Consider the following 24,123-nt stretch of genomic DNA (forward strand, 5'->3'; position numbering starts at 1 on the left):
GAAGTGCGGGAACTGGGAGGCGTTCGGCGCCGACCAACTTCCACGGCGAGTAAGTCGGACCGTGACTCCATCGGGTTCCCGGTGACTGAGGAGGAAGCCCGTGAACATGATCGATTCCGTGCCGGAAGGCCGCTCCACGGTGCGTGGACTGCCCGGCTGTCCGCCCGAAGTGACCGCATTGCGCGCTCGGGTCGACACCTTCGTACGGACGCGGGTGATGCCCTTCGAGCCCGTGCTCGACGCGGGCGGGGCCGAGGCGACAGAACGGATGCGCGAGCTCCAACGGCAAGCGAAGCAAGCCGGGTTGTGGGCGCTGCCCCTGCCCGTCGAGCTCGGCGGGCAGGGACTGCCCCTCTCGCACTACGCACACCTGGCGGAGGCGGAGGGCGCCAGCGACCACGGCCCGCTCGCGCTCGGCTCGGCATCGCTCCTGGACGTGCTGATGCTCAGCCGGCACGCCACCGCACCGGCCCAGGAGCGGTATCTGGCACGGATCGCGGCCGGAGAACTACGCGCCTGCTACGCGATGACCGAGCCGGACACCCCCGGCACCGACCCCAAGCTGATCGCGACCCGCGCCGACGAAGACGCGGACGGCGGGACGTGGCAGATCCGCGGCAGAAAGTGGTACATCACCGGCGCGGGCGACGCTGATCTGGTGACCGTCGTGGCTCGTACGGACGGTGAGGCGCCAAGGGCCGACGGGCTGTCGCTCCTGCTCGTCCCCACCACAGCGCCCGGATTCCGCGTGGTACGCGAACTGCCCGTTCTCGGTGCGGGCGGCCAGTGGGAGATCGAACTGGACGGCGTGGCCGTGGGCCCCGACCACCTGGTGGGGCCGCGGGGGCACGCGCTGCGGATCGCCGGCGAACGGATCGGGCTCGGCCGCATCCTGCGCTGTCTGCGCTGGCTCGGCCAGGCGACCCGCGCCTTCGACCTGATGTGCACCCGGGCCCGCTCCCGCGCCCAGTCATCCGGCCCCCTGGCGGACCGCCAACTCGTCCAGCAACTGGTCTTCGACGCGCTGCTCGCCATCCGCAGCACCCGGCCGTTGGTCCACGAGGCGGTGGCCCGTCTGGAAGCGGGCGAGGACGCCCGGGTGGAGACGGGACTGGCCAAGGTCGCCGCGGCCCGGATGCTCCAGCAGGTCGCCGACGCGGCGATCCAGGTCCACGGTGCGGCCGGACTCGGGCCCGACACGCCCCTGCCCGCCCTCTTCCGGGCCGGCCGCACGGCTCGGCTCCTGGACGGTCCGGACGAGTTGCACATCGCGTCGGTCGCGCGCCGGGTCCTGCGGGACTGACGTCCGTGGGACCCGCCCTGGTCAGGTGGCGAACGGCCCGACCAGCCCGCTGAGCACCGCGAGCCCCAGCGCCAGGAAGAAGTCACCCCAGACGAGCTCATGGCGTGGGGCGATGCCGCGTGCCGCGTCATAGCAGCCGTCGAGCAACCCGCCCGAGGACGACAGGTGGTGCTCACACAGTCGACGGAGCACCGCCTCGGCCCGGCCCGCCAGCCGATCGGCTTCGCTGTGCCATCCCTCGGCGCGGGCGAGGAACGCCAGCTTCAGCGCGGCCACCGCCTCGATCGCGGCCGCCGAGGTGTCCACGGGGCCGGAGTGGTCCCCGTCGTGCGGTACGAGCGGGGCCGCATCGTCGAGCCGCAGGGCCATGAGCCGCCGTGCCGCCTCCCAGAGACCGATCGCCGTAAGGTCACCCCGTGAACCGCTCGCACCCTCGTCATCGGGGAGGAAGTGAAGCCCGTCCGCCACCCCCAGCAACAGCCACGCCACCGTACGACTCCACCCCGGCGCGGGTTCCGCACAGCCCGCCCACCGCCCACCGCGCAGGGCCTCCCAGGCGGGACGCGGCAGTTCCTCGGAAAGACACAGTTCGAGGTGGCGTGCCAGGTGCCCGCGCGCCGCAGCCGCGCCGCCACCGGACGCGTACGGCAGCAGCGGCACCAGCCCCGGCACACCGTCCGCCCTCGCCAGCAGCCGGGGCCCGCCGAAGGCGTCGCCCCAGGGAACCACCCGCAGCTCCGGTTCGTACGCGGCCAGGCAGGCCCGCGCCGCACGGTCACGCAGTGCGGCCGCTGCCCGGTCGTCCCCGGGCCCGGCCGCCAGTGCCGTCCCGTACCACAGCACCAGCCCCCGGGCCGCGGTGTCCTGGCCGATCCAGGGGGCCAGGCGCCCGGTACACGCGGCGGCCTCCGCCCGGTCGTGCGCGGAGCCGTAGGCCAAGGCGCGCAGCCACCGCAGCCCCGCCCAGAAACCGCCCGTCCAGGATCCGCGTGACGTCGTGGTCCACCGGCCGGTGTCGGGATCCGCGTAGAGCGGGAAGCGCGGCCCCACCTCGACCGCCGTCGTGCGGACCCGCTCCAGGACCACGGCCAACGCTGATGCGGGCCAACTCCCTATATGGGCCGCGGCGTTCATTGCCCCGTCCACCGTCACCCCTGTCCCCGGCGCAGCAGGCGCGGCAGGGCAACCATCGCCGCACCGGCGAACTCCCCTGCCACCAGCAGCCAGCCCGGCCCGTAACCGGTGGCCGACACGAGCACACCGAACAGCGGTGGGCCGAGCGCGAATCCGGCGAAGAAGCCGGCCGACACCAGTGCGGTGTCGGCGCCCGCCGTGCCCGGGGCCGCCCGCTGGATCACCAGCACCATCGACACCGCGTTGGCGGATACCGCGAACACGCCCACGGCCACCGCGGCCGGCCACACCACCGTGTGCACCGGCAGCGAGGCGGCGAGCAGCAGTGCCGCGCCCACCGCCCCGGCGGCCAGCAGCGCGGGAAGGACCTCGGCCCGTCCCTTACGTCCCGCCGCACGGGACCACGCCACCCGCCCACCGATGCCCGCCACTCCCAACGTGGCCAGCAACGCCGCGGCGGTGGTCGGCGCCAGCCCCAGCCGCTGCGTACCGAACAGCGCCAGGTAGGTGTTGACCGAAGCGATGCCGCAGCCCAGCAACAGCGAGAACGCGGCCAGCCGCCACACCACCCCGCGTGCCGCCGGCACGGGGCGCGGACCGGTGGCCGCCGCAGCTGCCGGGTCCGCCGGGAGTGCACGCGCCGCCCATACCGCCGCCACCGCTGCCGTGCCCGCCGCCGCCCAAACCGCCCCGCGCCAGCCCACGCCCGCCGCCAACAGCGAGAGCGGCAGCCCTGCCACAAAGGCCCCCACCTGTACCCCGGACTGCTTGAACCCGGTGACCGACCCACGCCGTTCGGGCGGGAACACGGCAAGAATGATCTTGTTCGTGGCCGGATTGGCGAGCGCCTGCGGCAGCCCGCCGATGGCCACCGCGATCAGCAACCCCGCGGTTCCCGGAGCAGCCCCGATCAACGTCAGCGCGACCGCGGCCAGCAACAACAACGCCACCAGACAACGTCGCGGCCCCACCCGGTCCACCAGGCGCCCCGCCACCGGCGACAGCATCGCCGCGATACCGAAGCCCGCAGTCGTGGTGAGCCCCAGCACCGTCCGGGAGATCCCCAACTCGCCCACCAGGCGCGGGCCGAGCGCTCCCAGGAGGAACAGCTGCATCATCGAGAAGGCCATCGCGCAGGTCAGCAGCACGGTCACGGACGGACCCGAGCGAGCGGGCCGGCCGTTGCTGCGGTCCGGTGTGGCGACGTGAGCTCCGGCGCGACGGGTCGTCTGCTTCACCACTGCGTTCCCACCACTGACCTCCGATGATCCCCGGCCCGGCACTGGGCCCGGAACAGTCAGTCGGTCCATCCTGGCACCCGGTTCCCGGAAGGCCGGAAAGTTGGCGAGGACGAGGAAAACCGCCCTCACGGCCTCACCGTGCTTGTACCTTCTCGACACCACCGAAGACGGAAAACCTACCCATTGGTCGGCTCTGGGCAGGCGTAAGTTTCGGCTGCATCATGTGATGCGGCGCATATGTGAGCGAGCCGTCGGCAGCCGTACCGCCCTGCCGACCCGCGTGGAGGGGGGCACGATGTCCGGCGTGACCACCGGGCCGCCCGCTCGCACCGCCCGAGCCGCGACCTTTGCGGCCGTCTGTGTGACGACGACGGCCCTGGGGCACGCGCTGATGTCCGGCACCCTGCCCTGGTCGGCACTCATCGCCGCCTTCCTCGCAACGGGCTCCGCTGCGTACTGCCTGACCGGACGGCAACGTGGAGTGCTGGTCGTCGCGGGTTCCACCGTCGCCGCGCAACTCGGATTGCACGCCATATTCGGTCTGTCGCAGGCATCGGCATCCTCAGCCACCCTCCGTGTGACCCCTACGACGTCGATGGCCGGCGTGCCAGGTATGGACATGGGCGCCATGGCACCCACCCATCCCATGGGCCATGCCGGCCCCGGGGGCCCTGGCATGTTCCTCGCCCACCTGCTGGCTGCCCTGTTGTGCGGTCTGTGGTTGTGGCGCGGTGAGGCGGCCGTTTTCAGGCTCGCCCGCAGCCTGGCCGGCCTGCTGTTCACGCCACTGCTACTGGTGCGGACGATGCATGGCGGGTCAGAACTCCCGCTGCTTGAGCGCCCGTTGAGCGCCACCCCCCTGGTGAAACTGAATGCGGTGCTGTGGCACGACGTCGTCTCCCGCAGAGGCCCACCACAGCACTCGCTCTGCTGCTGAGCTCGTCACTGCCCTGCCCCACGCTCCCGTCGGTTCACGCTGCCGTCTCGGACCGCGATTCCGGGGCCGCGGAGCCGGTGACGAGCGGAGCGCCGGCGCGTCCACGCCCAGGCTGCCGTAAAGCACGCCGTAGCACGTGATCCGTCCACCGCCGCCTCCTCCTTGCCTCCCCGGCATTCCGGCCCGCCCGCCGCGCTTCGGCTGGGTAGGTCCGGGACGCCGCTCACCGCCGGGGGTCTGCCGTGCCATGGCCTGGCCCGACCCCCGCAGGCTCTTAAGGACACCCAGCGATGACCCCTGCCCTCGAAGAGACGACCCGCGCGTCGCGCTCCACGACAGACGACGCTCAGGTGACGGAATGGGCGCTCGCCGCCCGCAGCGGAGAATCCGACGCGGTCGAACGCTTCATACGCGCCACCCATAAAGACGTATGGAGGTTCGTGGCCCACCGGAGCGACGATCTGCACGGCGCCGACGACCTCACCCAGGAGACCTTTCTCCGGGCACTGACCAGCCTGCCGCGATTCGCCGGGCGCTCGTGCGCACGCACCTGGCTTCTGTCGATCGCCCGCCGAGTGGTCATCGACCGCTATCGCTCGGCCGCCACCCGTCCCCGTATCGCCGCCGTCGACGACTGGCAGGAGGTGGCGGAGAGGGCACAGCCGAGCGGACTTCCGGGCTTCACCGAAGGTGTCGCGCTGCGCGAACTGCTCGACGCTCTCGACGCCACCCGCCGCGAGGCATTCGTCCTCACCCAGCTGCTCGGACTCCCGTACGCGGACGCCGCGGCCGTGGTGGGCTGCCCCGTCGGCACGGTCCGCTCCCGGGTGGCTCGCGCCCGCGCCGACCTCACCTGTTGGCTGAGCGCGGCGGAGGGCGGTGTGGGGCATGCACAGGTGGTCGCGGCGTAACCGGTTGCGGTTCCGGTCGTGACGTCCACGCGGGCCGACCGGCAAGGGGGCCTGCTGTACGGAGTCACGGACCGGGTCCGCGTCCCGGACACTTGAGTTCAGCAGCCGCGACGGCCTGGGCCACCCCCCCCGCCCCGCCCCACGGATGACGAAGCCAACGGACTGTGACTGTGCGCGTCCGTGAGCTACGCGGGGACGGTCGGTCCTGGGCCAGCTTTGGCCGATTTCGATCCCTCTAGGATCAGCGCGTGAAACTGGAGCAAGGGGGAAAAGTGCACGAGGAGTTGGCAGGGACGCTACGGCAGCTGTGTGACGTGACCGGACGGAGTCTGCGTGAGCTCGCCCGCGAGGTCCACGTCAGCAGCTCTTCGCTGTCGCGCTATGTCTCCGGGCAGGCCGTTCCGCCCTGGCCGACGGTGGTGGCGCTGTGCAAGGCAGCCGGTCGTGACCCGCGGCCGATGCGTGAGGTGTGGGAACGGGCCAAGGACGGGCCCCGGACGAGCGCGGCTGCCATTCCGTCGGTGCGCAATGACCTGCCGCACGACATCACCGCCTTCACCGGGCGCCGGGCGGAGTTGGACGCCCTCCTCGGCGCCGCGCGGAACACCTCGGTGGTGGCGATCGACGGCATGGGCGGGGTGGGTAAGTCCGCGTTGGCCGTGCACGCCGCGCATCTGCTGACCGCCGACTTCCCCGGTGGCCAGCTCTATTTGGACCTGCACGGGTTCACTCCGGGCCGGGAGCGGGTCGAGCCCGCGGAGGCGCTGCGGGTGCTGCTGGCCGCGCTCGGGTTGCCGCCCGGCAGGATCCCCGACGGGGTCGCCGAGCGGGCCGCGCTATGGCGTTCGGAGCTGGCGACGCGGCGTGCGATCGTGCTGTTGGACAACGCCGCCGACGCGGATCATGTGCGCGAATTGCTGCCCGGCGCCGGCCGGAGCTTCGTGGTGATCACCAGTCGCCGGCGGATGGTGGAGCTGGACGGGGTCCAGCCGATCTCCCTGGACGTGCTGCCGACCCAGGAGGCGGCGGAGCTGTTCGTCGAATCCGCGGGCGGCGCTCGGTCCGGTGACGTCGGCGAGGTGCTGCGCCGATGTGGGAACCTGCCGCTCGCCATCCGGGTGGCCGCCGCGCGACTGCGGCACCGGCCCGCGTGGACGCTGGACACCCTGGTGGAGCGGCTGCGCGAGGGCGAGTTGGCGGTGTCGGACGTGTTCGAGATGTCGCTGCGGCAGCTCGACGCGGCCCAGCGGCGGATGTTCGGGCTGCTGGGGCTGGTGCCGGGCGAGGACATCGACGCGTACGCCGCGGCCGCCCTGGCCGGGGTCCCGCTGGCCAACGCCCGTTCGCTGCTGGAGGACTTGGTGGACGTCCATCTGGTCCAGGAGCCGGCGGCGGGTCGATATCGGATGCACGACTTGCTTCGGCAGGCTGCTCGTGCCGAAGATGCCGCGGCCGATCCCGTGCCGGCGATCGCCCGGCTGGGCGACTACTACCTGAGTGGCATGCTGGCCGTGAAAAGGCTGGTCGAAATCGTCATCTCCCTGCCGGTCATCGTGTCGCAGCCACCTCCCGCTCTTCCCGACCTCGCCGACCACGACACAGCCGTCGACTGGATGGACACCGAGTGGGCCAACCTCACCGCGACGTTTTCGCTCGCCATGGAGCTGCGCATCGACGCGCCGGCGGTCGGGCTGGGACAGCTCGCCCTGATCTCCCACGCACGGCGCGGTGGCATGGCGCAGCTGCGCCGCGGGCTTGAGGCCAGCATGCCCGCTGCCGAACGGCTCGGTGAGCGCCGCATGCTCGCCTCGCACCGGTATTTGCTGGGCGCCGCGCTGATGCGCGAAGGCCGGCTGGCGGAGGCGGTGTCGGAGCTTGAGGTGGCCCGTGTGTTGATGGCCGAGGAGGGCGACATCGTCGGCGAGGCCGTCGCCCTCGAGCAGTTGGCGGAGATCCGGCTGTACGCCGCGGACGCCGAAGGCGCCGTCGAGCTCATGCGCCAGGCGACCGGGATGCTGTCACCCCGCGAGGCCGCCGCCCGCGTGCGGGTGCGCACCGTCCTCGGCCAGGCGCTGGTGCAGTTGGGGAAGTACGGTGAGGCCCGCGAGGTCGTCTCGGAGGTGATCGAGACCGCGCGCGGGCTGGACCGGCAGAAGGAGCGCGTGTGCCTGGACGTGCTCGGCCGGGCGGCACTGGGACTGGGCGACGCGCAGACCGCCCTCGACCACGCCGAGCGGGCGGTGGCGCTCAGTCGGGCGACACGGCATCCGATCTTCGAGGCGGCCAGCCTCACGGACACCGCCGTCGCCCTGTGCCACCTCGGCCGCGCCGAGGAGGCATCGGCCAGGCACGCCGAGGCCATGCGGATCCTCGAACGGGCCGGCGAGCCGCATCGGAGGGTACGCAGCCTCCTCCCGTACGCGGAGGCATGCCTGGCCACGGGCGACCGGGCCGCCGCGGCGCAGCACTTCCAGGCAGCACTGGAGATCGCCACCGCACATGACCTCAACTACCTCACTGCCGCGGCGCGTTCAGGTCTGACCCAGGTGTCCTGAGCCTGTCCCAGGGGTTGCATGGGTGTCCCGTCCCGTCCCGGGACACCCGCGCACCAGCCGTCCGTCGGAGTGACAGCGCAGGTCAGCCGGCGCTCGGTGAGATGTCCCGCGTCCCGGAAGGTGCGGCACGGGTGGCCCGGGACCGGCCGCGGCGGCGAGGCTCCTGGCCATGCACACGACGCCTTCCCTTCTCGCCGAACTGGACGCGCTGCCCGCCCCGTGGGAAGTCCAAGGGACGCTCGCCGCGCCCGTCGCAGCGGTCGCCGAGCTCCTGCTCGCCGTCGCCGAGGGGCGGGTCGGCGATGACAACCTGCTGGTGCTGGCCAGGGCCTCGGCGGCACGGCAGGGGGCGATGACCGTCGTGGCCGGGGCCGGCACCGGTGCCTACCGCGCCGAGCTCGCCGGGCCGGTGGAGCCGGTGGAGATCCAGGTGGACCGGGCCCGGTCCAGGATGGCGGTGCAGAGCTGGTACGCCGGGGTGCACGCCGTCACCGCCTGCCCCGCAGGCACCCGGGTGACCCATCGCGTCCACCGGGTCCTGCCCGACCATCCGGGGTTCACGGACGGAATCGCCGAGATCGGCCTGCACGCCCGCATGTCCCGCGATCTGCAGCAGGTGCTGGGTGTGATTGCCGACCGGCTCGGCTGCTGACCATCCGCCCTCACCATCCATTCCCCCTCCAACTTTCCCATCAAAGGAGCACACCACCATGTCCACCACCCTTTCCGACCAGCAGAGCGGCTTCTCCGAAGCAGGGCTGCGCAGGATGCGCGAGGTGTTGGCACGGCATGTCGAGTCCGGGAAGATTCCCGGAGTCGTGGCCCTGGTCGGCCGGGGCGGTGAGACGCACGTCGAAGAGGTCGGGACGATGCGCCATGACGGGGGCGCGCCGATGCGCCGGGACACCATCTTCCGGATGGCCTCGACGTCCAAGCCGGTCTCGATCGCGGCGGCGATGGTCCTGCTGGACGAGTGTCGGCTGCGCCTCGACGACCCGGTGGAGACGTGGCTGCCGGAACTCGCCGACCGGCAGGTGCTGAAGCGGATCGACGGCCCGCTGGACGACACCGTGCCGGCGCGGCGGCCGATCACCGTACGGGACGTGCTGACCTCCACGTTCGGGCTCGGCATGGATATGACGGTGCTGGGCACCCCGATCATGGGCGCGGTCTTCGAGCAGGGGCTCACGCCCAATCTGCCGACACCGATGCCCGAGCCGGACGAGTGGATGCGCCGCCTGGGCACCCTTCCGCTGATGCATCAGCCCGGCGAGCGCTGGCAGTACCAGATCAGCAGCGATCTGGTCGGCGTGCTCGTCGCCAGGGTCACGGGCCAGTCGTTCGAGACGTTCCTGCGGGAGCGCATCTTCGAGCCGCTGGGCATGAAGGACACCGGTTTCCACGTGCCCGCCGACAAGATCGACCGGATGCCGACCCTCTACGCCCCCGACCCGGAGACCGGAGAGTTCACCGTCTGGGACGAGGCCGAGGGAGGACGGTGGAGCTCGCCTCCGGCGTTTCCGGGCGGCGGCGGTGGGCTGGTCTCCACCGCCGACGACTACCACGCCTACTTCCGGATGCTGCTCAACGGCGGGATGCACCGGGGCGAACGCATCCTCTCCCGGGCCGCCGTCGAGCTGATGACCACCAACCGCCTCACGCCCGAGCAGAACGCCGCCCGCACCGCTCTGGCCCGCGACAACGTCCATATCTCCTTCGGTCAAGGGCAGCACGGCGGCTGGGGGTTGGGGATGGCGGTCCGCGCCTACCGCGGCGATTACGCGCCCATCGGCCAGTTCGGCTGGGACGGCGGAAGCGGCACCTCGACCTACGCCGACCCCGCCAACCAGCTCACCGGCATCCTGCTCACCCAGGTCGGGGCGTCCGTCCCGCATTCGGTGCACCTGATGCACGACTTCTGGACCACGCTCTACCAAGCAATCGACGACTGATATTGACCCGGCGGCGCCCCGGTAGGCCCGTCTCCATCCGCGGCAGCCGACTCAGGCTGCTGGTGGATGAGAGATCCCTTGAGGCGCCCCGGCCTGAGCGATCCAGACACCCAGGGGGCGCCCACAGGCAGGCACGCCATCACCATCCATCGAGCGGCACCAACGGGCATCGAACAGCCACCCGTCGGACACGACCCAGCGGTCGGCTCCAGGGAGTCCTTCGAGGGTTGACGTCCAGACCTTCAGGAGGAGGCGGCTTTGAGGAGGGTTTCGGCGGCAGTGGTGCGGGCGTAGAGGACGGAACGGCCGGCGCGATGGGCGCTGACCAGACCCGCGTTGCGCAGTGCTGTGAGGTATTGGGACACCCCGGCCGGCGACAGCCCGGTTCGGTGGGCCAGTTCGGTGGTGGAGGCCGGGGTCTCCAGTTCGCTCAGCAGCAGAGTTCGTGAGCGGCCGAGGACGGGGGCGAGGGCACAGGGGCCGATGGCAGGCCGCGTCTCCCATAGTGTGCCGATACCCCGTGCTGGATAGGCGAGTTGCGGCGGGTCCGGCGGTCGCACCCGGGTGCGCAGGCCGGGGCCGGTGAACGCGGACGGGATCAGCAGCAGTCCGGCGCCTGCGGATGGGCGGGGCATGTCTCGTTTCCGGCGGAGCAGCCTGAGCGTGTTGTCGTCCCAGCTCACCGAGGTGTGCAGGTCGTTGAAGAGGTGGCCCGCGCCGTGCTCGGCGACCGTTCGGGCCCGGTGGAAGATGTCGGCGTCCAGTAGGGCCCTGATCCGTGCCCAGTAAGGGGCGAGGGCCAACTCCCAGTAGGTTGCGATCTCTTGTGTGACCTTGGTCAGGCGGGAGGGCGGGTCGGCGAGCAGGGTCCGCAGTCGGGGGCCGAGATGTCCTTGGTGGCGGGCGAGGTGGTCGAGGTCCTGACGTACCCGGTCGGCGGGCGAGGCCCGGATCGCATCCCACTCTGCCGCCGGTGTGGGGGCCGGTCCGGCGGGGGCCGGGTTGAGGAAGTCGGGCACATAGCCGGCGGGCCCGATCAGCTCGGCAAGCCATCCTCGGTCCAGGCCGGCGGCCCTCACGCGTGGCCGCACGTGCTCGACCCAGGACCGGTGGACCGGATGCGCCGTGTTCGACGTCAGCAGCCGGAAGCTGGGCGCGACCTCCCACATCGGGGAGACGGCGAACCGCACTTCGGCGAGATCGTTCGCCGAGAACGCCAGCTCCGCCACGACAATCGCCCCTCAATGGATTCAGGCATGCCTTAAACAATGGCCCGCCAGGCTACCGTGCACCGATCATCCCGCCATGACCTCACAGAAGATCACCGCAGCGGCATCGGGCACCTGGAAGCTCGGCGACCGCACGGTCAACCGGATCGGCTTCGGCACGATGCGCCTGCCCCAGCACGGCGAGGCGCTCGCGCCCGACGCCGTCCCGCGCGATCGCGACCAGGCGATCAAGGTGCTGCGCCGGGCGGTCGAGCTCGGCGTGAACCACCTCGACACCGCCGCGTTCTACTTCTCGCCGCTGCGCTCCGCCAACGAGCTGATCAACCGCGCCCTCGCGCCCTACCCGGACGATCTCGTCATCGCCACCAAGGTCGGACCCGGCCGCGATCCCTCGGGCAACTGGCTGCCGCACGCCACCCCCCAGCAGCTTCGCGGCCAGGTCGAGGAGAACCTGCGCCAGCTCGGACGCGACCACCTCGACGTGGTGAACCTGCGCATCGTCGGCACCGATTCCCTCGCCGACCGCTTCGGCGCGCTCGCCGAACTGCGCGACGCCGGACTCATCCGCCACCTGGGCCTCTCCAACGTCCGCCCCCACCACCTCGCCGAGGCCCAGGCCATCGCACCGGTGGTCTGCGTCCAGAACATGTACGGCATCGGCGCCTCGCCCGAACAGGAGAAGTTCCTGCGAGTTTGCGGTGAACAACGCGTCGCGTTCGTGCCGTTCTACTCGATCGCCGGCAGCGGACGCATGGCCGGCGCCCCTGCCGACGACAGCAGCAGGGTGCACGCCATCGCCCGCCTCCGCGGGGTGAGCACAGCCCAGGTCCGGTTGGCGTGGACGCTGCACCGCGGCCCTCACGTCCTGGCCATTCCCGGCACCGGCGACCTCGGCCATCTCGTCCAGAACGTGGCGGCCGGCTCTCTGCGCCTTTCCGAGGACGAACTGGCCGTCCTGGACTCCCTCCACCACCCAACCGCATGACCAAGTCACCCCGATGACCTCGTGGTCCGCTTCTCCTGATCGCTCTGCCGCGACACAGGGTGTGGGGCCTGGAGGGGAGCGGGATCAGCACCGTGTACCAGGCGAGCCACTATGAGCGGTGGTACGGCTCCTCCAGGACCAAGGCACTTCCTTTGCGTGGGACGTTGTCGGCGGGTATGCGACCTCACCCATGAAGGCAAGGGTGCTGTCGCAGACCTGCCAGCCACCTCTTGAGGAAGCCTGCCGCACTGAGGGCAAAACGCGCTGCCTTCACAGGACAGGACACCATGCCGATAGCCACCACCGCTTCAGTCAACGGCCAACTGCTACCCGCTCGATCCTCGCTGATGGGGTGGCTGGCCGTGGTCTCGGTGATGTTGGGGATCTTCGCCATCGTCACCACCGAGATCCTGCCGATCGGTCTGCTGACCTCGATCGGATCCAGTTTCACCGTCTCGGACGGGATGGCTGGACTGATGATGACCATGCCCGGCTTCCTGGCGGCTCTCGCCGCTCCGCTGGTCACCGCGGCCACGGCACGCTTCGACCGCCGGCTGATGCTGTGCGCATTCATGCTCCTGCTGGCACTGGCGAACTTCCTTGCCGCCGCGGCCCCCGACTACTCGCTCGTACTGATCTCCCGGATCATGGTCGGCGTCACGATCGGCGGCTTCTGGTCGATCGGGGCGGGGTTGGCGGAACGACTGGTGCCACCGGCCTCGGTCGGCAGGGCGACTGCTGTGATCTTCTCTGCCGTCCCGCTGGGATCCGTCCTCGGCGTGCCGACCGGCACCCTCATCGGAGATCTCGCCGGATGGCGAACGGCCTTCACCGTCATGGGAGCTCTCACGGTCGGCGTCCTGGTCATGCTGTTCTTGCTCGTGCCGCCGCTTCCTCCGGTCCAGGCCACACGACTGGGCGTCCTGGGCGGCATGCTCCGCGGTGTCAACACACGCTTTGCACTCTTGCTGACGTTCCTTGTTGTGCTGGCTCACTTCGGCACCTACACCTACGTGACCCCATTCCTGGAACAGGTCACCCACGCCGGCGGCGGTCTGATCACTGCATTCTTGCTGCTCTACGGTGCCGGCGGCATCCTCGGAAACTTCCTGGGCGGTGCCTGGGTGGCCCGGTATCCCCGGACCGTCTTCGGTCTCGCGGCCGGCCTGATCGCCGCGGTGACCCTCCTGCTTCCAGCGTTGGGCCGTTGGGATGCCGGCGCATTGATACTGCTGATCGTGTGGGGCATCGCCTATGGCGCTGTGCCAGTTGCATCCCAGTCCTGGTTCTCCAAGGCGGCACCACATGCCCCGGAAGCGGCGTCGGTCCTGTTCACCGCCTCCTTCCAGGCAACGTTCGCTATGGGTGCACTCGTAGGGGGAGTCGTCCTGGACCGCACCTCGCCGTCCACGGTCATGCTGCTAGGTGGATGCACCGCGGTTCTCATGGTCCTCGCAATAGGGGCGCGCTTCGCCGAACGCCTCCCCGATACGGACTGCAGGGAGCGGCCCTGACGCACAGGGACCCCGAGATGATCGACCACGTCAGCCAGCGTCCGCAGGCGCACACCTGGGCTCACAGTGCAGCCTCGCTGGGCGAGCAGAGGTCGCCGCATCGCGCCTTCCCCACCACACAACCATGATCAACGATCGAGAGCTCGATGTCTCATCGCTACCGTGCCCGAGCTCGTTGGAGAGACAACTCCCGTACGGCGACCGCCCGGAAGCCATGCGGGGGGCGCCCGGTGACGCGCTGCACGGAATCAGTGATGCGGTCCTCGGCTCCTCCGGCGATGGCGCGGTCCATGTCGGCCAGCATGGTGGCGAACTCCGGTGGCATCACCGCGGCCAGCCGATTGCACAGCTCGTCGTAGGTGAGGTGGCGGTGGGTCACGGGGCGGCCGGTGGTCTGGGTGACGATCGCGGCGATGTCGTCGTGGCTGAGGGCCTGCGGCCCCGTGAGGACCAGGTCGGTGTCGGGCGGCGGGTCGTCGGTCAGGGCACGTACGGCGACGGCGGCGATGTCGTCGGCGTCGACGAATCCGACCCGGCCGGCCCCGGCGGCGGTCAGGATGACGCCGTGCTCGCGGATGCTGTCGGCATGGGCGTGCGTGCCGGTGAAGTTCTGCATGAACCACGAGGGCCGCAGCACCGCCCACTCGTCGAACAGGCCGGGCAGGGCCTGGTGCACCGCCCCCACCGCCGGCCCGCCAGCGGGGATGGCCGAGGCGCTGAGGAGTACGGCACGGCGTACGCCGGCGGTACGGGCCTGTTGGAGGAAGGGCAGCATGACGGCGGCCGGATCCGGGTCGCCCACGGGCGGAACGAGATAGACGCGGTCGATTCCGGTGAGGGCGTCGCCGAAGGTGGCCGGGTTGTACCAGTCGAAGCGGACCGGTTCCGCGCCCGGGAGCGGGGTGGCTCGACGGCTGGCGGCCTTGACTCGGTGGCCGGCGGCGATCAGCTGCGCGGTGGTACGGCTGCCCGTGGTGCCGGTGGCCCCGATGACCAAGGTGGTGCCGGTGGCGGTCATCGGACGCTGCTCCCGGCGAAGTTCAGGCCGGACGCCTGGACGGCCAGGGGGTTCCAGTAGTCCCGGTAGGAGGTGAAGCGCCCATCCTGGACGGTCACCACGGCGATATAGGTCATGTCGAAGGGGTCGCCCGTTTCGACCATCCGGCCAACCCCGCGCATCTCGACCACAAGGGTTCCGGGGTCGGTGGTCCGGTGGATCCGCACGTCGGGGAAGTCGTGCAGGTCGATGTGGTCGGGGTAGTCGCGCATGTAGGCGGCGATGGCGGCACGGCCCTCCAGTCGCTGGGGCCAGCCCGGGGGAGCGAAGGGGAACTCCATCACGCCGTGCTCGGCCCACAGGTCGACCCAGGCGGGAATGTCCTTGTTCAGCAGCAGGCGCAGGCTGTGGCGGTACAGATCCGCCGGTGAGGTGGTGGCGACCATGGAGTTCTCCATCCCGTACGATACGGACCAGTGGTCCGTTTCTCTCGCACGAACGATACGGACCGCCGGTCCGTATCGCAACACGGAGGTCCCCGTGCCTGAACGCAAGCCACGCAAGGACGCGGCCCGCAACCGCGCAGCCGTCTTCGCGGCCGCCGACACCCTCTTCATCCAGTGCCGGAGCCCCGAAGACGTCACCATGGCCGACATCGCGGCAGCGGCCGGCGTCGGCAAGGGGACCCTCTTCCGCGCCTTCGGCGACCGCACCGCGCTGATCCGCGCCCTGTGCGAGGCGCGACTCGAACCCCTCAGCAGCGCCGTCGAAGCGGGCCCGCCGCCGCTGGGACCCGCCACGCCACCCCTTCAGCGCGTACCGGCCCTCCTCGATGCCGTCCTGTGCTTCAAGCTCGACAACCGCCACCTCGCACTGGCCCTGGAGGCGACCGGCGCGGACAGCCCCTACCGGACAGCTCACTACGAGCACTGGCACACCCTGCTCCGGGACCTGCTGAAGCAGCTCCCGGCACCGGCCACCATCGACTCCGCCGACTTCACCGCCCACGCACTCCTCGCCGCCACCCGAGCCGACCTCGTCGAATACCTGGCCGGCGAGAAGGGCGTGCCACGCGAGGTACTGCGCAAACGCCTGGCGGACTACATCGCCGGAACCCTCGGCGCCCGCACTCAACGAGAACCGGCCGACGAACACTGAAACGACGCCCGGACCCCGGGCCGCGGGCCGCGGCCGCCGCCCTCGACGCGGACAGGCGGACACGCGGGCCCCAGGCCGGAGCCGTGCTGCTTGCCGGGGGAGAGGTTCCTCAAGCCCGGCCCGGATCAGCCGATATCCGCGCCTTGACGCCTTGACGCCTTGACGCCTTGACGCCTTGACGCCTTGACGCCTTGACGCCTTATGGTCCGCGTGCGCCGCGCACCGCACCGTCCCCATCTGGATGCAGGACCTGTCGGCGCGCGAGATGAAAGGTGACGTATGAAGGTCGCAGTCATCCTTCGCAGTCATCGGCGGTACCGGCCTTATCGGGTCGTACGTCAAAACCCCGTTGGCGAACCACGGCGACCACTGCTAATCTCCCGGCGGCCGTGCGAGAGAACGAGGAGGTGGTACCCGTGAACGCAGTATCGACATGGGTGCTCCCCTCCGGGGTCACGGTCGGGCGATAGGTCGTCCGGGAGCGCCGTTCAAGAGCACTCCCGAAAGGCACGACCATGCAATTCACGTCTGAACAGCGCCTCGACGACGGCGTCCTTGAGCGCGAATTCACCCTCGGCGAGATCCCCGGCACCCTGTGGACGTCTGGATCCGCACCGGCCCCGCTGATCCTGATCGGCCACAACGGCGGCTTGCACAAGCGGGAACCGCGGCTGGTGGCCCGGGCCCGGCACTCCGCGGCTTACGGCTACGCGGTTGCCGCCATCGACCACCCCGGCCACGGCGAACGGCCCCGTTCCGCCGTCGATGAGCAGGCTCGCGCCGACCTCCGCCGGGCGATGGCGGCCGGCGAGCCGGTCGACGAGATCTTCGAGTCCTTCATCGTCCCGCTCGTCGAAAAGGCGGTCCCGGAATGGCAGACCACCCTGGACGCCCTCCTTTCGCTGCCCGAGATCGGCGGCCCGGTCGGGTACTCGGGGATGACCGCCATCGGCATCCGGCTGGCGGTGGTCGAACCGCGCATCGCGGCCGCCGGCTTCTTCGCCGGGGGATACGTGCCCCGCGCCCAGCGCGAGGAGGCCCGGCAGGTCACCATTCCGCTGCTGTTCCTGCTGCAGTGGGACGACGAAGGGAACCCCCGGCAACGGGCCCTGGACCTGTTCGACACCTTCGGCTCCAAGGAGAAGACGCTGCACGCCAATATGGGCGGGCACGCCGGTACGCCGTGGTTCGAGGTGGACGACGGGGACCGGTTCTTCGGCCGGCACCTGAAGTGAGGTCGGGCCGTCAGGCCGGCGGCAGACGGTAGGCGCTGTCGGCCAGGATGCCGCTCAACGAGGACAGTCCCCGGCCCTCCTCAACGGCGGTGACCAGCCGATGCACAACCGCCCCGATCGCGACGGTACCGGCCACCGGCGGTACCGGCCGGTCGGGGCGGCGCTCGGCCCCGTAGCATCCCGCGGGGTCGCCGCTGGACTCGGTGGCCTCGGGGGCCGGCCCACCTCGGTGGAGCTCGTTGTCTGGGACGACCTTGCCACCCGAACTACCTCCGCGGGCGCGGGGACGACATGCGGGGCGCCCCCACGAAGAGTTCGAGCAGCCGGTCGCCAACCGCAACCGGCTACCCGAGCAGTGAGACGTCAGCGCGCCGTCCCGAACGCCGGACCACTACCCGCTCCGCTCCTGCGTATCGAGGCAGGATCCGTCTCGCCTTTCGCGTGACGTTGGACAGCGCACTCGGCCCAGGTGGGGGCGGAACGTCGGGGCGATGCACTGATCTGCTCGGCCATTCGGATGAATTGGCGTCAAGCTCGTTGCAGGCAGTGTCACTCCGGTGGGTTACTGGAGGTAGAACCGGTGGGCTGCCCATCCCTCTCCGGAGCTGGGCAGCCTATGGCATGCGAGCGTGCGTGCGTGCGCCCGAGGGTGTGCCCTTTTCGGGGTGAGGGAGCCTTGAGTTCGGGTTCCGTTCGGTGGCACGGCGGAACCACGGGTGGCCCCACTCGTCTTGAGCCAAGGCAGGCGAGGACCAGCCCTTCCTGGGGCTCGTTGAACCTGCCCGCACTGCCCCCGGCCGCTCCCTCCGCCCCCGGCTCCGGGCCGGAAGAAGCGGCACACACCCCAATCCCAGATGCCTACGACGGCGCTGACTTGAGAGCCCCGAACCTGACGGACGCGGACCCACGCAGGGGCGAGACGCCTTGGTAGGACGGCTCGCGCGTACGTCGGGACCGGTCGCGCCGAAAGGACAGGAGGACCGTGAACCTCGCAGGATTTCTGCTTTCCCTGGGTGCCACCTGCCGCATTACTCGTTTCATAGCCAAGGACACACTCGCGGCCGGCTTCAGGATATGGATAGCGGACCGCTTCGGTGACGAATCCAAGGTCACCTACCTCGTCAACTGCTGCTGGTGCACCAGCACTTGGGTCGGAGCCTCGGTGGCCGCGTCCGCCCAATGGTGGGAAGACTCTTCATGGTTCCACCTCACGGCGACCGCCTTGTGTCTCTCCTATGTCGCAGGAGTCGCTTCACGCTGGCTTGATTGAACGCTGGCAGACAGAGCGGTTAGCGCGAGCAAGTGCGGAGCTCGGCCACTCACCGGAACGCGCTTCCGGAATGACAGGACCATGCAGCACCAGCGAACCAATACTTCGACGAAGCTACGGAAAGGATCGCGATCATGGCATGCAATTGCGGCGGGACGACACCGCAGCCCACTGTCTACCGACTCCACCTCCCGGATGGCACGGTCCGCGACTACTTCACCTATCAGGAAGCCGACGCGGCGAACAAACGGGCCGGCGGGGTCGGGACCATCTCCATTGCCGCTCGGTAAGTAAAGTCTGCCGGGTGACGCTGGCCTTTCCAGCACCAGCACCAGCACCACCCGGCTGGCTTTATAGGTCGTCTCAATTGGCCTGCTCACCAAAGCGTGTTGCAGAAGGCCGCGGTTAGGCAAATCCGGGCGAGTTGGGTGCTGTTGGATCGCAAAACGTCGCGCAGCTCACCAGCCGACCGCCGGTGTACCCCAGATTCCCGACCCCCGGCCACCGGCCCCCACCCCACCGCGAATGACTGGTCAAGGACCAGAAAGCGTCACTACGCGCTTACGCCTGCGAGAGGATCTCCGCCCGCAGACGTTCGTACTCGGCGCAGGCAGACGGCTCGTCGTCGAAGTAGTCGTCCCAGAAGCCTGGGCGCTGCCATTCCTTCGGTGCCAGCGTCAGCTGGCCGTTTCCCAACTCTGCGACCCAGCAGTCGGGAAGCCGGTTGCTGATGACGGTGAACATTGCCGCATCCCACAAGCCAGGAGTCTCCCGCTCTGCCGGGACGTTGGGGTGCTCAGGGATCCGCAGCAGCACCCCACCCACGGTGGTGATCACTTCGAGGACCGGATACTCCACGCCGGTCCGGATCCCCGGGTGGTCACTGACCACCTCACCGCTCGTCGGGCTGAGGATCTGAACACAGCGGACGATCATGTGGGCAGCCTACGCTCGCTCACACCTCACCCGACGCGTCCATTTCGGCCGGCGTCACCCCTCGGAGCGATGCGCCCGGCGGGGCACGAGCAGCCCCATGAACGCGACATCCGGCACCGGCGGACGAGCTCGCACAGGGCCCCGATCCCTCACCGCGGCGTGCGTCGGCCGAAAGCCGATGGCGGCCGGCTGACGCCGTCGACACGGTCGGCCAGCATGGGGACATGCCCGAGAACGCGAGCACTCCGCGCCGGATCGCCGACGACCACGTCGCGCAGGTCGCCGCCCTCGACCCCCTGACCTCGACCCGACTCGGCCTGCACCCCGAGGACGACCGGCAACCGGATCTGTCGCCGGACGGTTTCGCGGCACTCGCCGAAGCGTCCCGGCGCACGCTCTCCACGCTCGATGCCAGCGAGCGGAACGCCGAGCAGGACGGCGTGGTGTGGGAGCACGCCGAACGGAACTGCGCACGCCTGCTGCGAGAACGACTGACCGCAGAACTCGCCCTGCACGAGGCGGGTGACCAATTCCGCGAGCTGCGCAACGTCAGCTCGCCTCTGCACAAGGTGCGGAGCACCTTCACGCTGATGCCCACCGACTCCGACGAGAACTGGGCGACCGTCGCAGGGCGGCTGCGCAATCTGCCGGACGCGCTGGACGGCTACCGGGCCACCCTGACGGAGGGCATCGCCCGCGGGCTGCTGTGCGCGCCCCGGCAGGTCCAGGCCGTCATCGGGCAGCTCGCGGCCTGGACAGGCCAGGAGGCCGACGGCGCAAGCTGGTTCGCGGAGTTCGTGGCCGCCGGTCCGGATCGGCTCAGGCCCGAGCTGGACACCGCGGCCGACCGGGCGTCGACCGCGGTGGCCGGCTTCCGCGACTGGCTGCGCGGCACCTACCTGCCCGCCGCGGACGGCACCCCGGACGCCGTCGGCCGCGAGCGCTACCTGCGCTCGGCCCGCTGGGCCATCGGCGCCGGTCCGGAGCCGGCCGAGGCGTACGCGTGGGCCTGGGAGGAGTTCCACCGCACGGTCGCCGAGATGCAGGCAGAGGCCCGCCGGATCCTCCCGAACGCCACCGTCCGGGAGACCATGGACCACCTGAACCACCACGGCCACGCCATCACGGGCGAGGAAAACATCCGAGCCTGGCTCCAGCAGATCATGGACGAGGCGATCGATGCCCTCGACGGCACCCACTTCGACATCTCCGGCCCGCTCCGCCGGGTCGAGACGAGGATCGCGCCCCCGGGCAGCTCGGGCGCTCCCTACTACAACGGCCCCAGCCTCGACTTCAGTCGCCCCGGACGCACCTACCTGCCCACTCCGGGCCAACAGACCTTCCCCACTTGGGAGATCGTCAGCACCTGGTACCACGAGGGTGTCCCGGGGCATCACCTGCAGACCGCCCGATGGACCGCCGCCGTCGATCACCTCAGCCGCTACCAGATCACCCTCGGCGCGGTGAGCGCCAACAAGGAGGGCTGGGCCCTGTACGCCGAGCGTCTGATGGACGAACTGGGCTTCCTCACCGACCCCGCCCGTCGCCTCGGCTACCTGGACTAGCAGATGCTCCGGATCATCCGCGTGATCGTCGACATCGGCATGCACCTGGAACTCACCATCCCGGCCGACTCCGGCTTCCACCCCGGCGCACGCTGGACCCCGGACCTCGCCACCGCGTTCATGGCCGCCCACCACGGCAGCGACGCCACCCGCCGCACCAGCGAGATCGACCGCTACCTCGGCTGGCCCGGCCAGGCCATCGGCTACAAGCTGGGAGAGCGCGCCTGGCTCCAGGGCCGCGACGCCGCCCGCCGCCGCCTCGGCCCCGGCTTCGACCTGCGGACCTGGCACATGAAGGCGCTCACCCAGGGCTCCCTCGGCCTCGCCGACCTGGCCGACGACCTCGCGTCGCTTTAACGGGTCTGGGTACGGAGTACTGAGTACGGAGCGTGGGCGGGGTACCTCGGTGGCGTCACCGCCCCGCCATCCGGACGACGAGCCTCGCCGGTCCCGCAGGGTGCACCGTTCCGCTGTGCCCATGACGGGCCTGGCGAGCCTGGCCGGGGGTGTCGGCCCTACCAGTGGACGTACCTGGGCGCGCAGCGCAGGCCCGGGGCGTCGCCGCGTAGCATGGCGTGGTCGGCGCGCACCTCCGCTGAGGGCGCGACCCTCTCTCTGGCAGGAGTGTGACGCTGTGCTGCGCACCATGTTCAAGTCCAAGATCCATCGGGCCACGGTGACCGAGGCCGATCTGCACTACGTGGGGTCGGTCACCATCGACGCCGCGCTGATGGAGGCCGCCGACCTGCTGCCCGGCGAGCTGGTCCATATCGTCGACATCGACAACGGGGCGCGCCTGGAGACGTATGTCATCGAGGGCGAGCGGGGCTCGGGTGTCATCGGCATCAACGGAGCGGCGGCGCATCTGGTGCACCCCGGGGATCTGGTCATCCTGATCAGCTATGCCCAGGTGGACGACGCCGAGGCCCGTGCGCTGCGCCCGAAGGTCGTGCATGTCGACGCGGACAACCGGATCGTCGCCCTGGGAGCCGATGCCTCCGAGCCGGTGCCTGGCAGCGGTACCTCACGCAGCCCGAGGGCCTCGGCGGTCTGAGGGTCCGCGGCCGGAAATCGAGAGCGATCACGGTCGGGGCGCGGCCGGCCCCCCATCCCGGGTGGTCAGCTGGACGGTGAGTTCGCCGAGGGTGGCCGGGCTGGTGTGGCACGCGCCCGCGGGGAACACCAGCCGGCCGCCGTCGGGACCCCCTCGTGCCGCTCGGCCTTGCCGACCAGCTGCCGCCACGGCGTGCACGTGCTCGGCTGGCTGGAACACCCCGGCACGGGGTCCTGGTGGTGGCGAGCGTAGCCAGGCAGCAGGGCCCCGGGATGCTGGAACAGTGGGTGGGTGTTCAGTGGGTGTTCAGCGGGCACGTCGAGGCCGGCTGGTGGGCCATGGTGGCGCCCTCGGCGTGCACGGTGCCGAGGAACCGCTGGAGCGACAGCCCGCCGAGTTCGGCTGACTCATATCGCAGCGGCAGCACGTACCACGGCGGCCGCGCCGAGGCAGGCACGTACGGCACGCGGATTCTTGGTACCCCGTCCAGCGCGGCGCACACGCGGGTCGCGATGGCAGCCTGCCGCCCGGCGAGGTAGCTGTCCAGGCGGGAGAGCTGAGCGCGTGCGAGGGCTGCGGCCAGCGGGTGGATCCGCAGCTTCAGGCCCGTGCCGGACACGGCGGAGGGGGCCAGTGAGTGGCTGGTGGGCATCTCGCGGCGGCACCGTCGCCCGGGCGGCATCCGATGCCCGGAGCGGCTCTTCCGCCGTAGCGCGACAACGGCCTGCCCAGTTCGCCGCGTACACGCCTCCATTGAGGCAGATGAGGAGGCATCAAGCCGGCGGAACGCATGAATCGGCCTGTCGTTGCGCCGAATCGGATGGACGGACGATGGATCAGTCGTGTGGACGGTTTTACCCATTACAGCTGTGCAGCTAGGGTGCCTCAAATGTTCCGCGCGGCCATACCCCTCGAACGTACTGTGAACCCGGCGCCCGAGGGGCGGCAGGATCCCGTCCCACGCATCGACCCCAAGTCCGGCGGGAGAGACCCGTTCTTCGACAACGCGAAGTACCTGGCGGTCGTCCTCGTCGCCATGGGGCATACATGGGAGCCGCTCACCCACGGCGGCCGGGCGGCGATGGCGCTGTACATGACCGTCTACACCTTCCACATACCGGCGTTCGTCCTCATCTCCGGCTACTTCTCCCGTGGATTCGACCTCAGCCCGGCCAAGCTCAAGCGGCTCATCACCAGTGTCGCCGTGCCGTACGTGGTGTTCGAGGTCCTCTACGCCTACTTCCAGCGTTGGGTGCACGACTCCCCGAACGAGCCGATCAGCCTCACCAGCCCGTACTACCTGGACTGGTTCCTGGCAGCTCTCTTCATCTGGCGGTTGACCACCCCTGTCTGGGAGCTCGTGCGTTGGCCCGTCCCACTGGCGCTGTTGATCGCCGTGCTCGCGGCGGCCTCACCTCAGGTCGGCAACGACTTCGCCATGCGGCGGGTACTGCAGTTCCTGCCCTTCTTCGTCCTCGGACTGCACCTGAAGCCGGCCCACTTCGACCTGCTGCGGCAGCGCGCGATCCGCGTCGCGGCAGCGCCGGTGGTGCTGGGCGCCGTTGTCTTCGCGTACTGGGCGGCGCCGCGCATGAACTCCGCATGGTTCCGGCAGAACAACGCCGTACAGGACCTGGGCATGCCGGCGTGGGTCTCCCCGGTCATGGAACTCGCGCTGTTCGGCTGCGCCTTGGTGCTCACCGTGTGCTTCCTGGCCCTGGTGCCGCGGCGGCGGACGTGGTTCACGAAGCTGGGCGCGGGCACGCTGTACGGCTATCTGCTGCACGGTTTCGCGATCAAGGTGGCACGCTGGTCCGGCTGGTACGACACTCTCCCCTGGGTGCGCACGCCGGTCGGCGAGGTCGTGGTGACGGTGCTGGCCGCCACGCTGATCACCCTGCTGTGCACGCGGCCGGTACGGCGGGTGTTCCGATACGTGATGGAGCCGAAGATGTCCTGGGCGTTCCAGCACGATGCGGCCGAGCTGGCGCGGGCCCGGGAGGGCACGACTGACGCCGTTCCCTCACTCTCCCGAACCGGTCAGACACGTTAGTCCGACGTCGAACTCGCGGACCCAACAGACTGGACGGCCCGTCTGGTGATCCGGCCTTGTCGTACCTGGCGGACTGGGTGCAAGAGTGTCGTCA

The 24,123-nt window shown here is 70.3% G+C and carries 21 protein-coding genes and 1 pseudogene; 15 read left to right on the top strand and 7 right to left on the bottom strand.

Going from position 1 to position 24,123, the window contains the following annotated elements:
- Positions 1-106: 106 nt before the first annotated feature.
- On the top strand, positions 107-1,303 hold the full coding sequence (locus AB0E02_RS04105) for an acyl-CoA dehydrogenase family protein (RefSeq protein ID WP_362136101.1): 1,197 nt from the start codon (positions 107-109) through the stop codon (positions 1,301-1,303).
- A gap of 21 nt (positions 1,304-1,324) precedes the next feature.
- On the opposite strand, the gene AB0E02_RS04110 is transcribed toward AB0E02_RS04105, so the two are convergent.
- Complete coding sequence (locus AB0E02_RS04110) at positions 1,325-2,449, bottom strand: sugar ABC transporter permease (RefSeq protein ID WP_362135755.1); 1,125 nt, start codon at positions 2,447-2,449, stop codon at positions 1,325-1,327.
- Between the two features lie 2 nt (positions 2,450-2,451).
- The gene (locus AB0E02_RS04115) at positions 2,452-3,591 is read right to left on the bottom strand and encodes an MFS transporter (protein WP_362135757.1); all 1,140 of its coding nucleotides are present in this window, start codon (positions 3,589-3,591) and stop codon (positions 2,452-2,454) included.
- 382 nt (positions 3,592-3,973) lie between these two features.
- Here AB0E02_RS04115 and AB0E02_RS04120 point away from each other — a divergent pair, with 382 nt between their 5' ends.
- From AB0E02_RS04120 to AB0E02_RS04140, 5 genes are all read left to right on the top strand, one after another.
- Entirely contained in the window at positions 3,974-4,615 is a 642-nt protein-coding gene (locus AB0E02_RS04120; protein WP_362135759.1) for a hypothetical protein, read from the top strand.
- A gap of 290 nt (positions 4,616-4,905) precedes the next feature.
- On the top strand, positions 4,906-5,526 hold the full coding sequence (locus AB0E02_RS04125) for a sigma-70 family RNA polymerase sigma factor (protein ID WP_362135761.1): 621 nt from the start codon (positions 4,906-4,908) through the stop codon (positions 5,524-5,526).
- Positions 5,527-5,774: 248 nt separating this feature from the next.
- Positions 5,775-8,081, top strand: a complete 2,307-nt coding sequence (locus AB0E02_RS04130; protein ID WP_362135763.1) for a tetratricopeptide repeat protein — start codon at positions 5,775-5,777, stop codon at positions 8,079-8,081.
- A 169-nt stretch (positions 8,082-8,250) separates the two neighbouring features.
- Complete coding sequence (locus tag AB0E02_RS04135; RefSeq protein WP_362135765.1) at positions 8,251-8,733, top strand: hypothetical protein; 483 nt, start codon at positions 8,251-8,253, stop codon at positions 8,731-8,733.
- 58 nt (positions 8,734-8,791) lie between these two features.
- Positions 8,792-10,033 (top strand): serine hydrolase domain-containing protein, encoded by a 1,242-nt coding sequence (locus tag AB0E02_RS04140; RefSeq protein ID WP_362135767.1) that lies wholly within the window; start codon positions 8,792-8,794, stop codon positions 10,031-10,033.
- A gap of 242 nt (positions 10,034-10,275) precedes the next feature.
- Here the strand turns inward: AB0E02_RS04140 and AB0E02_RS04145 are convergent, their stop codons facing one another.
- The gene (locus tag AB0E02_RS04145) at positions 10,276-11,268 is read right to left on the bottom strand and encodes a helix-turn-helix domain-containing protein (RefSeq protein WP_362136103.1); all 993 of its coding nucleotides are present in this window, start codon (positions 11,266-11,268) and stop codon (positions 10,276-10,278) included.
- Positions 11,269-11,338: 70 nt separating this feature from the next.
- Here AB0E02_RS04145 and AB0E02_RS04150 point away from each other — a divergent pair, with 70 nt between their 5' ends.
- Both AB0E02_RS04150 and AB0E02_RS04155 read left to right on the top strand, forming a co-directional pair.
- On the top strand, positions 11,339-12,247 hold the full coding sequence (locus tag AB0E02_RS04150; protein WP_362135770.1) for an aldo/keto reductase: 909 nt from the start codon (positions 11,339-11,341) through the stop codon (positions 12,245-12,247).
- Positions 12,248-12,534: 287 nt separating this feature from the next.
- Positions 12,535-13,761 (top strand): MFS transporter, encoded by a 1,227-nt coding sequence (locus AB0E02_RS04155; protein ID WP_362135772.1) that lies wholly within the window; start codon positions 12,535-12,537, stop codon positions 13,759-13,761.
- Positions 13,762-13,918: 157 nt separating this feature from the next.
- Here the strand turns inward: AB0E02_RS04155 and AB0E02_RS04160 are convergent, their stop codons facing one another.
- Both AB0E02_RS04160 and AB0E02_RS04165 read right to left on the bottom strand, forming a co-directional pair.
- Positions 13,919-14,779, bottom strand: a complete 861-nt coding sequence (locus AB0E02_RS04160) for an NAD(P)H-binding protein (protein ID WP_362135774.1) — start codon at positions 14,777-14,779, stop codon at positions 13,919-13,921.
- Positions 14,776-15,204: a nuclear transport factor 2 family protein gene (locus tag AB0E02_RS04165; RefSeq protein WP_362136105.1), complete on the bottom strand. Its 429-nt coding sequence runs from the start codon at positions 15,202-15,204 to the stop codon at positions 14,776-14,778. The genes AB0E02_RS04160 and AB0E02_RS04165 overlap by 4 nt, the downstream gene beginning before the upstream one ends.
- 94 nt (positions 15,205-15,298) lie before the next feature.
- Between AB0E02_RS04165 and AB0E02_RS04170 the strand changes: the two genes are divergently transcribed.
- The 4 genes from AB0E02_RS04170 to AB0E02_RS04185 all read left to right on the top strand — a co-directional run bounded on the left by AB0E02_RS04170 (position 15,299) and on the right by AB0E02_RS04185 (position 18,711).
- Positions 15,299-15,916: a TetR/AcrR family transcriptional regulator gene (locus AB0E02_RS04170; RefSeq protein WP_362135776.1), complete on the top strand. Its 618-nt coding sequence runs from the start codon at positions 15,299-15,301 to the stop codon at positions 15,914-15,916.
- Positions 15,917-16,431: 515 nt separating this feature from the next.
- Positions 16,432-17,151 (top strand): alpha/beta hydrolase, encoded by a 720-nt coding sequence (locus AB0E02_RS04175; protein ID WP_362135778.1) that lies wholly within the window; start codon positions 16,432-16,434, stop codon positions 17,149-17,151.
- 982 nt (positions 17,152-18,133) lie between these two features.
- A complete protein-coding gene (locus tag AB0E02_RS04180; RefSeq protein WP_362135780.1) occupies positions 18,134-18,421 on the top strand; it encodes a hypothetical protein in 288 nt (95 codons plus the stop codon).
- Positions 18,422-18,555: 134 nt separating this feature from the next.
- A complete protein-coding gene (locus AB0E02_RS04185; protein ID WP_362135782.1) occupies positions 18,556-18,711 on the top strand; it encodes a hypothetical protein in 156 nt (51 codons plus the stop codon).
- Positions 18,712-18,982: 271 nt separating this feature from the next.
- On the opposite strand, the gene AB0E02_RS04190 is transcribed toward AB0E02_RS04185, so the two are convergent.
- Positions 18,983-19,357: a hypothetical protein gene (locus AB0E02_RS04190; protein ID WP_362135784.1), complete on the bottom strand. Its 375-nt coding sequence runs from the start codon at positions 19,355-19,357 to the stop codon at positions 18,983-18,985.
- A 224-nt stretch (positions 19,358-19,581) separates the two neighbouring features.
- Here AB0E02_RS04190 and AB0E02_RS04195 point away from each other — a divergent pair.
- Positions 19,582-21,279, top strand: a pseudogene (locus AB0E02_RS04195) (DUF885 domain-containing protein).
- 277 nt (positions 21,280-21,556) lie between these two features.
- Positions 21,557-21,976, top strand: a complete 420-nt coding sequence (panD, locus tag AB0E02_RS04200; RefSeq protein ID WP_030413541.1) for an aspartate 1-decarboxylase — start codon at positions 21,557-21,559, stop codon at positions 21,974-21,976.
- Between the two features lie 295 nt (positions 21,977-22,271).
- On the opposite strand, the gene AB0E02_RS04205 is transcribed toward panD, so the two are convergent.
- Positions 22,272-22,628: a DegT/DnrJ/EryC1/StrS family aminotransferase gene (locus tag AB0E02_RS04205; RefSeq protein ID WP_362135787.1), complete on the bottom strand. Its 357-nt coding sequence runs from the start codon at positions 22,626-22,628 to the stop codon at positions 22,272-22,274.
- 237 nt (positions 22,629-22,865) lie between these two features.
- On the opposite strand from AB0E02_RS04205, the gene AB0E02_RS04210 reads away from it, so the two are divergent.
- Positions 22,866-24,029 carry a hypothetical protein gene (locus tag AB0E02_RS04210; protein WP_362135789.1) on the top strand — a complete coding sequence of 388 codons (1,164 nt, stop codon included), beginning with the start codon at positions 22,866-22,868 and terminating at the stop codon, positions 24,027-24,029.
- Positions 24,030-24,123 lie beyond the last annotated feature (94 nt).

Source organism: Streptomyces sp. NPDC048196 (assembly GCF_040652715.1).
GTDB classification, from domain to species: Bacteria; Actinomycetota; Actinomycetes; order Streptomycetales; family Streptomycetaceae; genus Streptomyces; species Streptomyces siderophoricus.

What these genes read in the sequence shown, in the direction of transcription:
- AB0E02_RS04185 (WP_362135782.1), top strand. Translation starts at nt 18,556, where the DNA reads ATGGCATGCAATTGCGGCGGGACGACACCGCAGCCCACTGTCTACCGA.
- AB0E02_RS04140 (WP_362135767.1), top strand. Translation starts at nt 8,792, where the DNA reads ATGTCCACCACCCTTTCCGACCAGCAGAGCGGCTTCTCCGAAGCAGGG.
- AB0E02_RS04190 (WP_362135784.1), bottom strand. Translation starts at nt 19,357, where the DNA reads ATGATCGTCCGCTGTGTTCAGATCCTCAGCCCGACGAGCGGTGAGGTG.
- AB0E02_RS04105 (WP_362136101.1), top strand. Translation starts at nt 107, where the DNA reads ATGATCGATTCCGTGCCGGAAGGCCGCTCCACGGTGCGTGGACTGCCC.
- AB0E02_RS04210 (WP_362135789.1), top strand. Translation starts at nt 22,866, where the DNA reads ATGTTCCGCGCGGCCATACCCCTCGAACGTACTGTGAACCCGGCGCCC.
- AB0E02_RS04160 (WP_362135774.1), bottom strand. Translation starts at nt 14,779, where the DNA reads ATGACCGCCACCGGCACCACCTTGGTCATCGGGGCCACCGGCACCACG.
- AB0E02_RS04120 (WP_362135759.1), top strand. Translation starts at nt 3,974, where the DNA reads ATGTCCGGCGTGACCACCGGGCCGCCCGCTCGCACCGCCCGAGCCGCG.
- AB0E02_RS04205 (WP_362135787.1), bottom strand. Translation starts at nt 22,628, where the DNA reads ATGCCCACCAGCCACTCACTGGCCCCCTCCGCCGTGTCCGGCACGGGC.
- AB0E02_RS04135 (WP_362135765.1), top strand. Translation starts at nt 8,251, where the DNA reads ATGCACACGACGCCTTCCCTTCTCGCCGAACTGGACGCGCTGCCCGCC.
- AB0E02_RS04125 (WP_362135761.1), top strand. Translation starts at nt 4,906, where the DNA reads ATGACCCCTGCCCTCGAAGAGACGACCCGCGCGTCGCGCTCCACGACA.
- AB0E02_RS04150 (WP_362135770.1), top strand. Translation starts at nt 11,339, where the DNA reads ATGACCTCACAGAAGATCACCGCAGCGGCATCGGGCACCTGGAAGCTC.
- AB0E02_RS04155 (WP_362135772.1), top strand. Translation starts at nt 12,535, where the DNA reads ATGCCGATAGCCACCACCGCTTCAGTCAACGGCCAACTGCTACCCGCT.
- AB0E02_RS04165 (WP_362136105.1), bottom strand. Translation starts at nt 15,204, where the DNA reads ATGGTCGCCACCACCTCACCGGCGGATCTGTACCGCCACAGCCTGCGC.
- AB0E02_RS04175 (WP_362135778.1), top strand. Translation starts at nt 16,432, where the DNA reads ATGCAATTCACGTCTGAACAGCGCCTCGACGACGGCGTCCTTGAGCGC.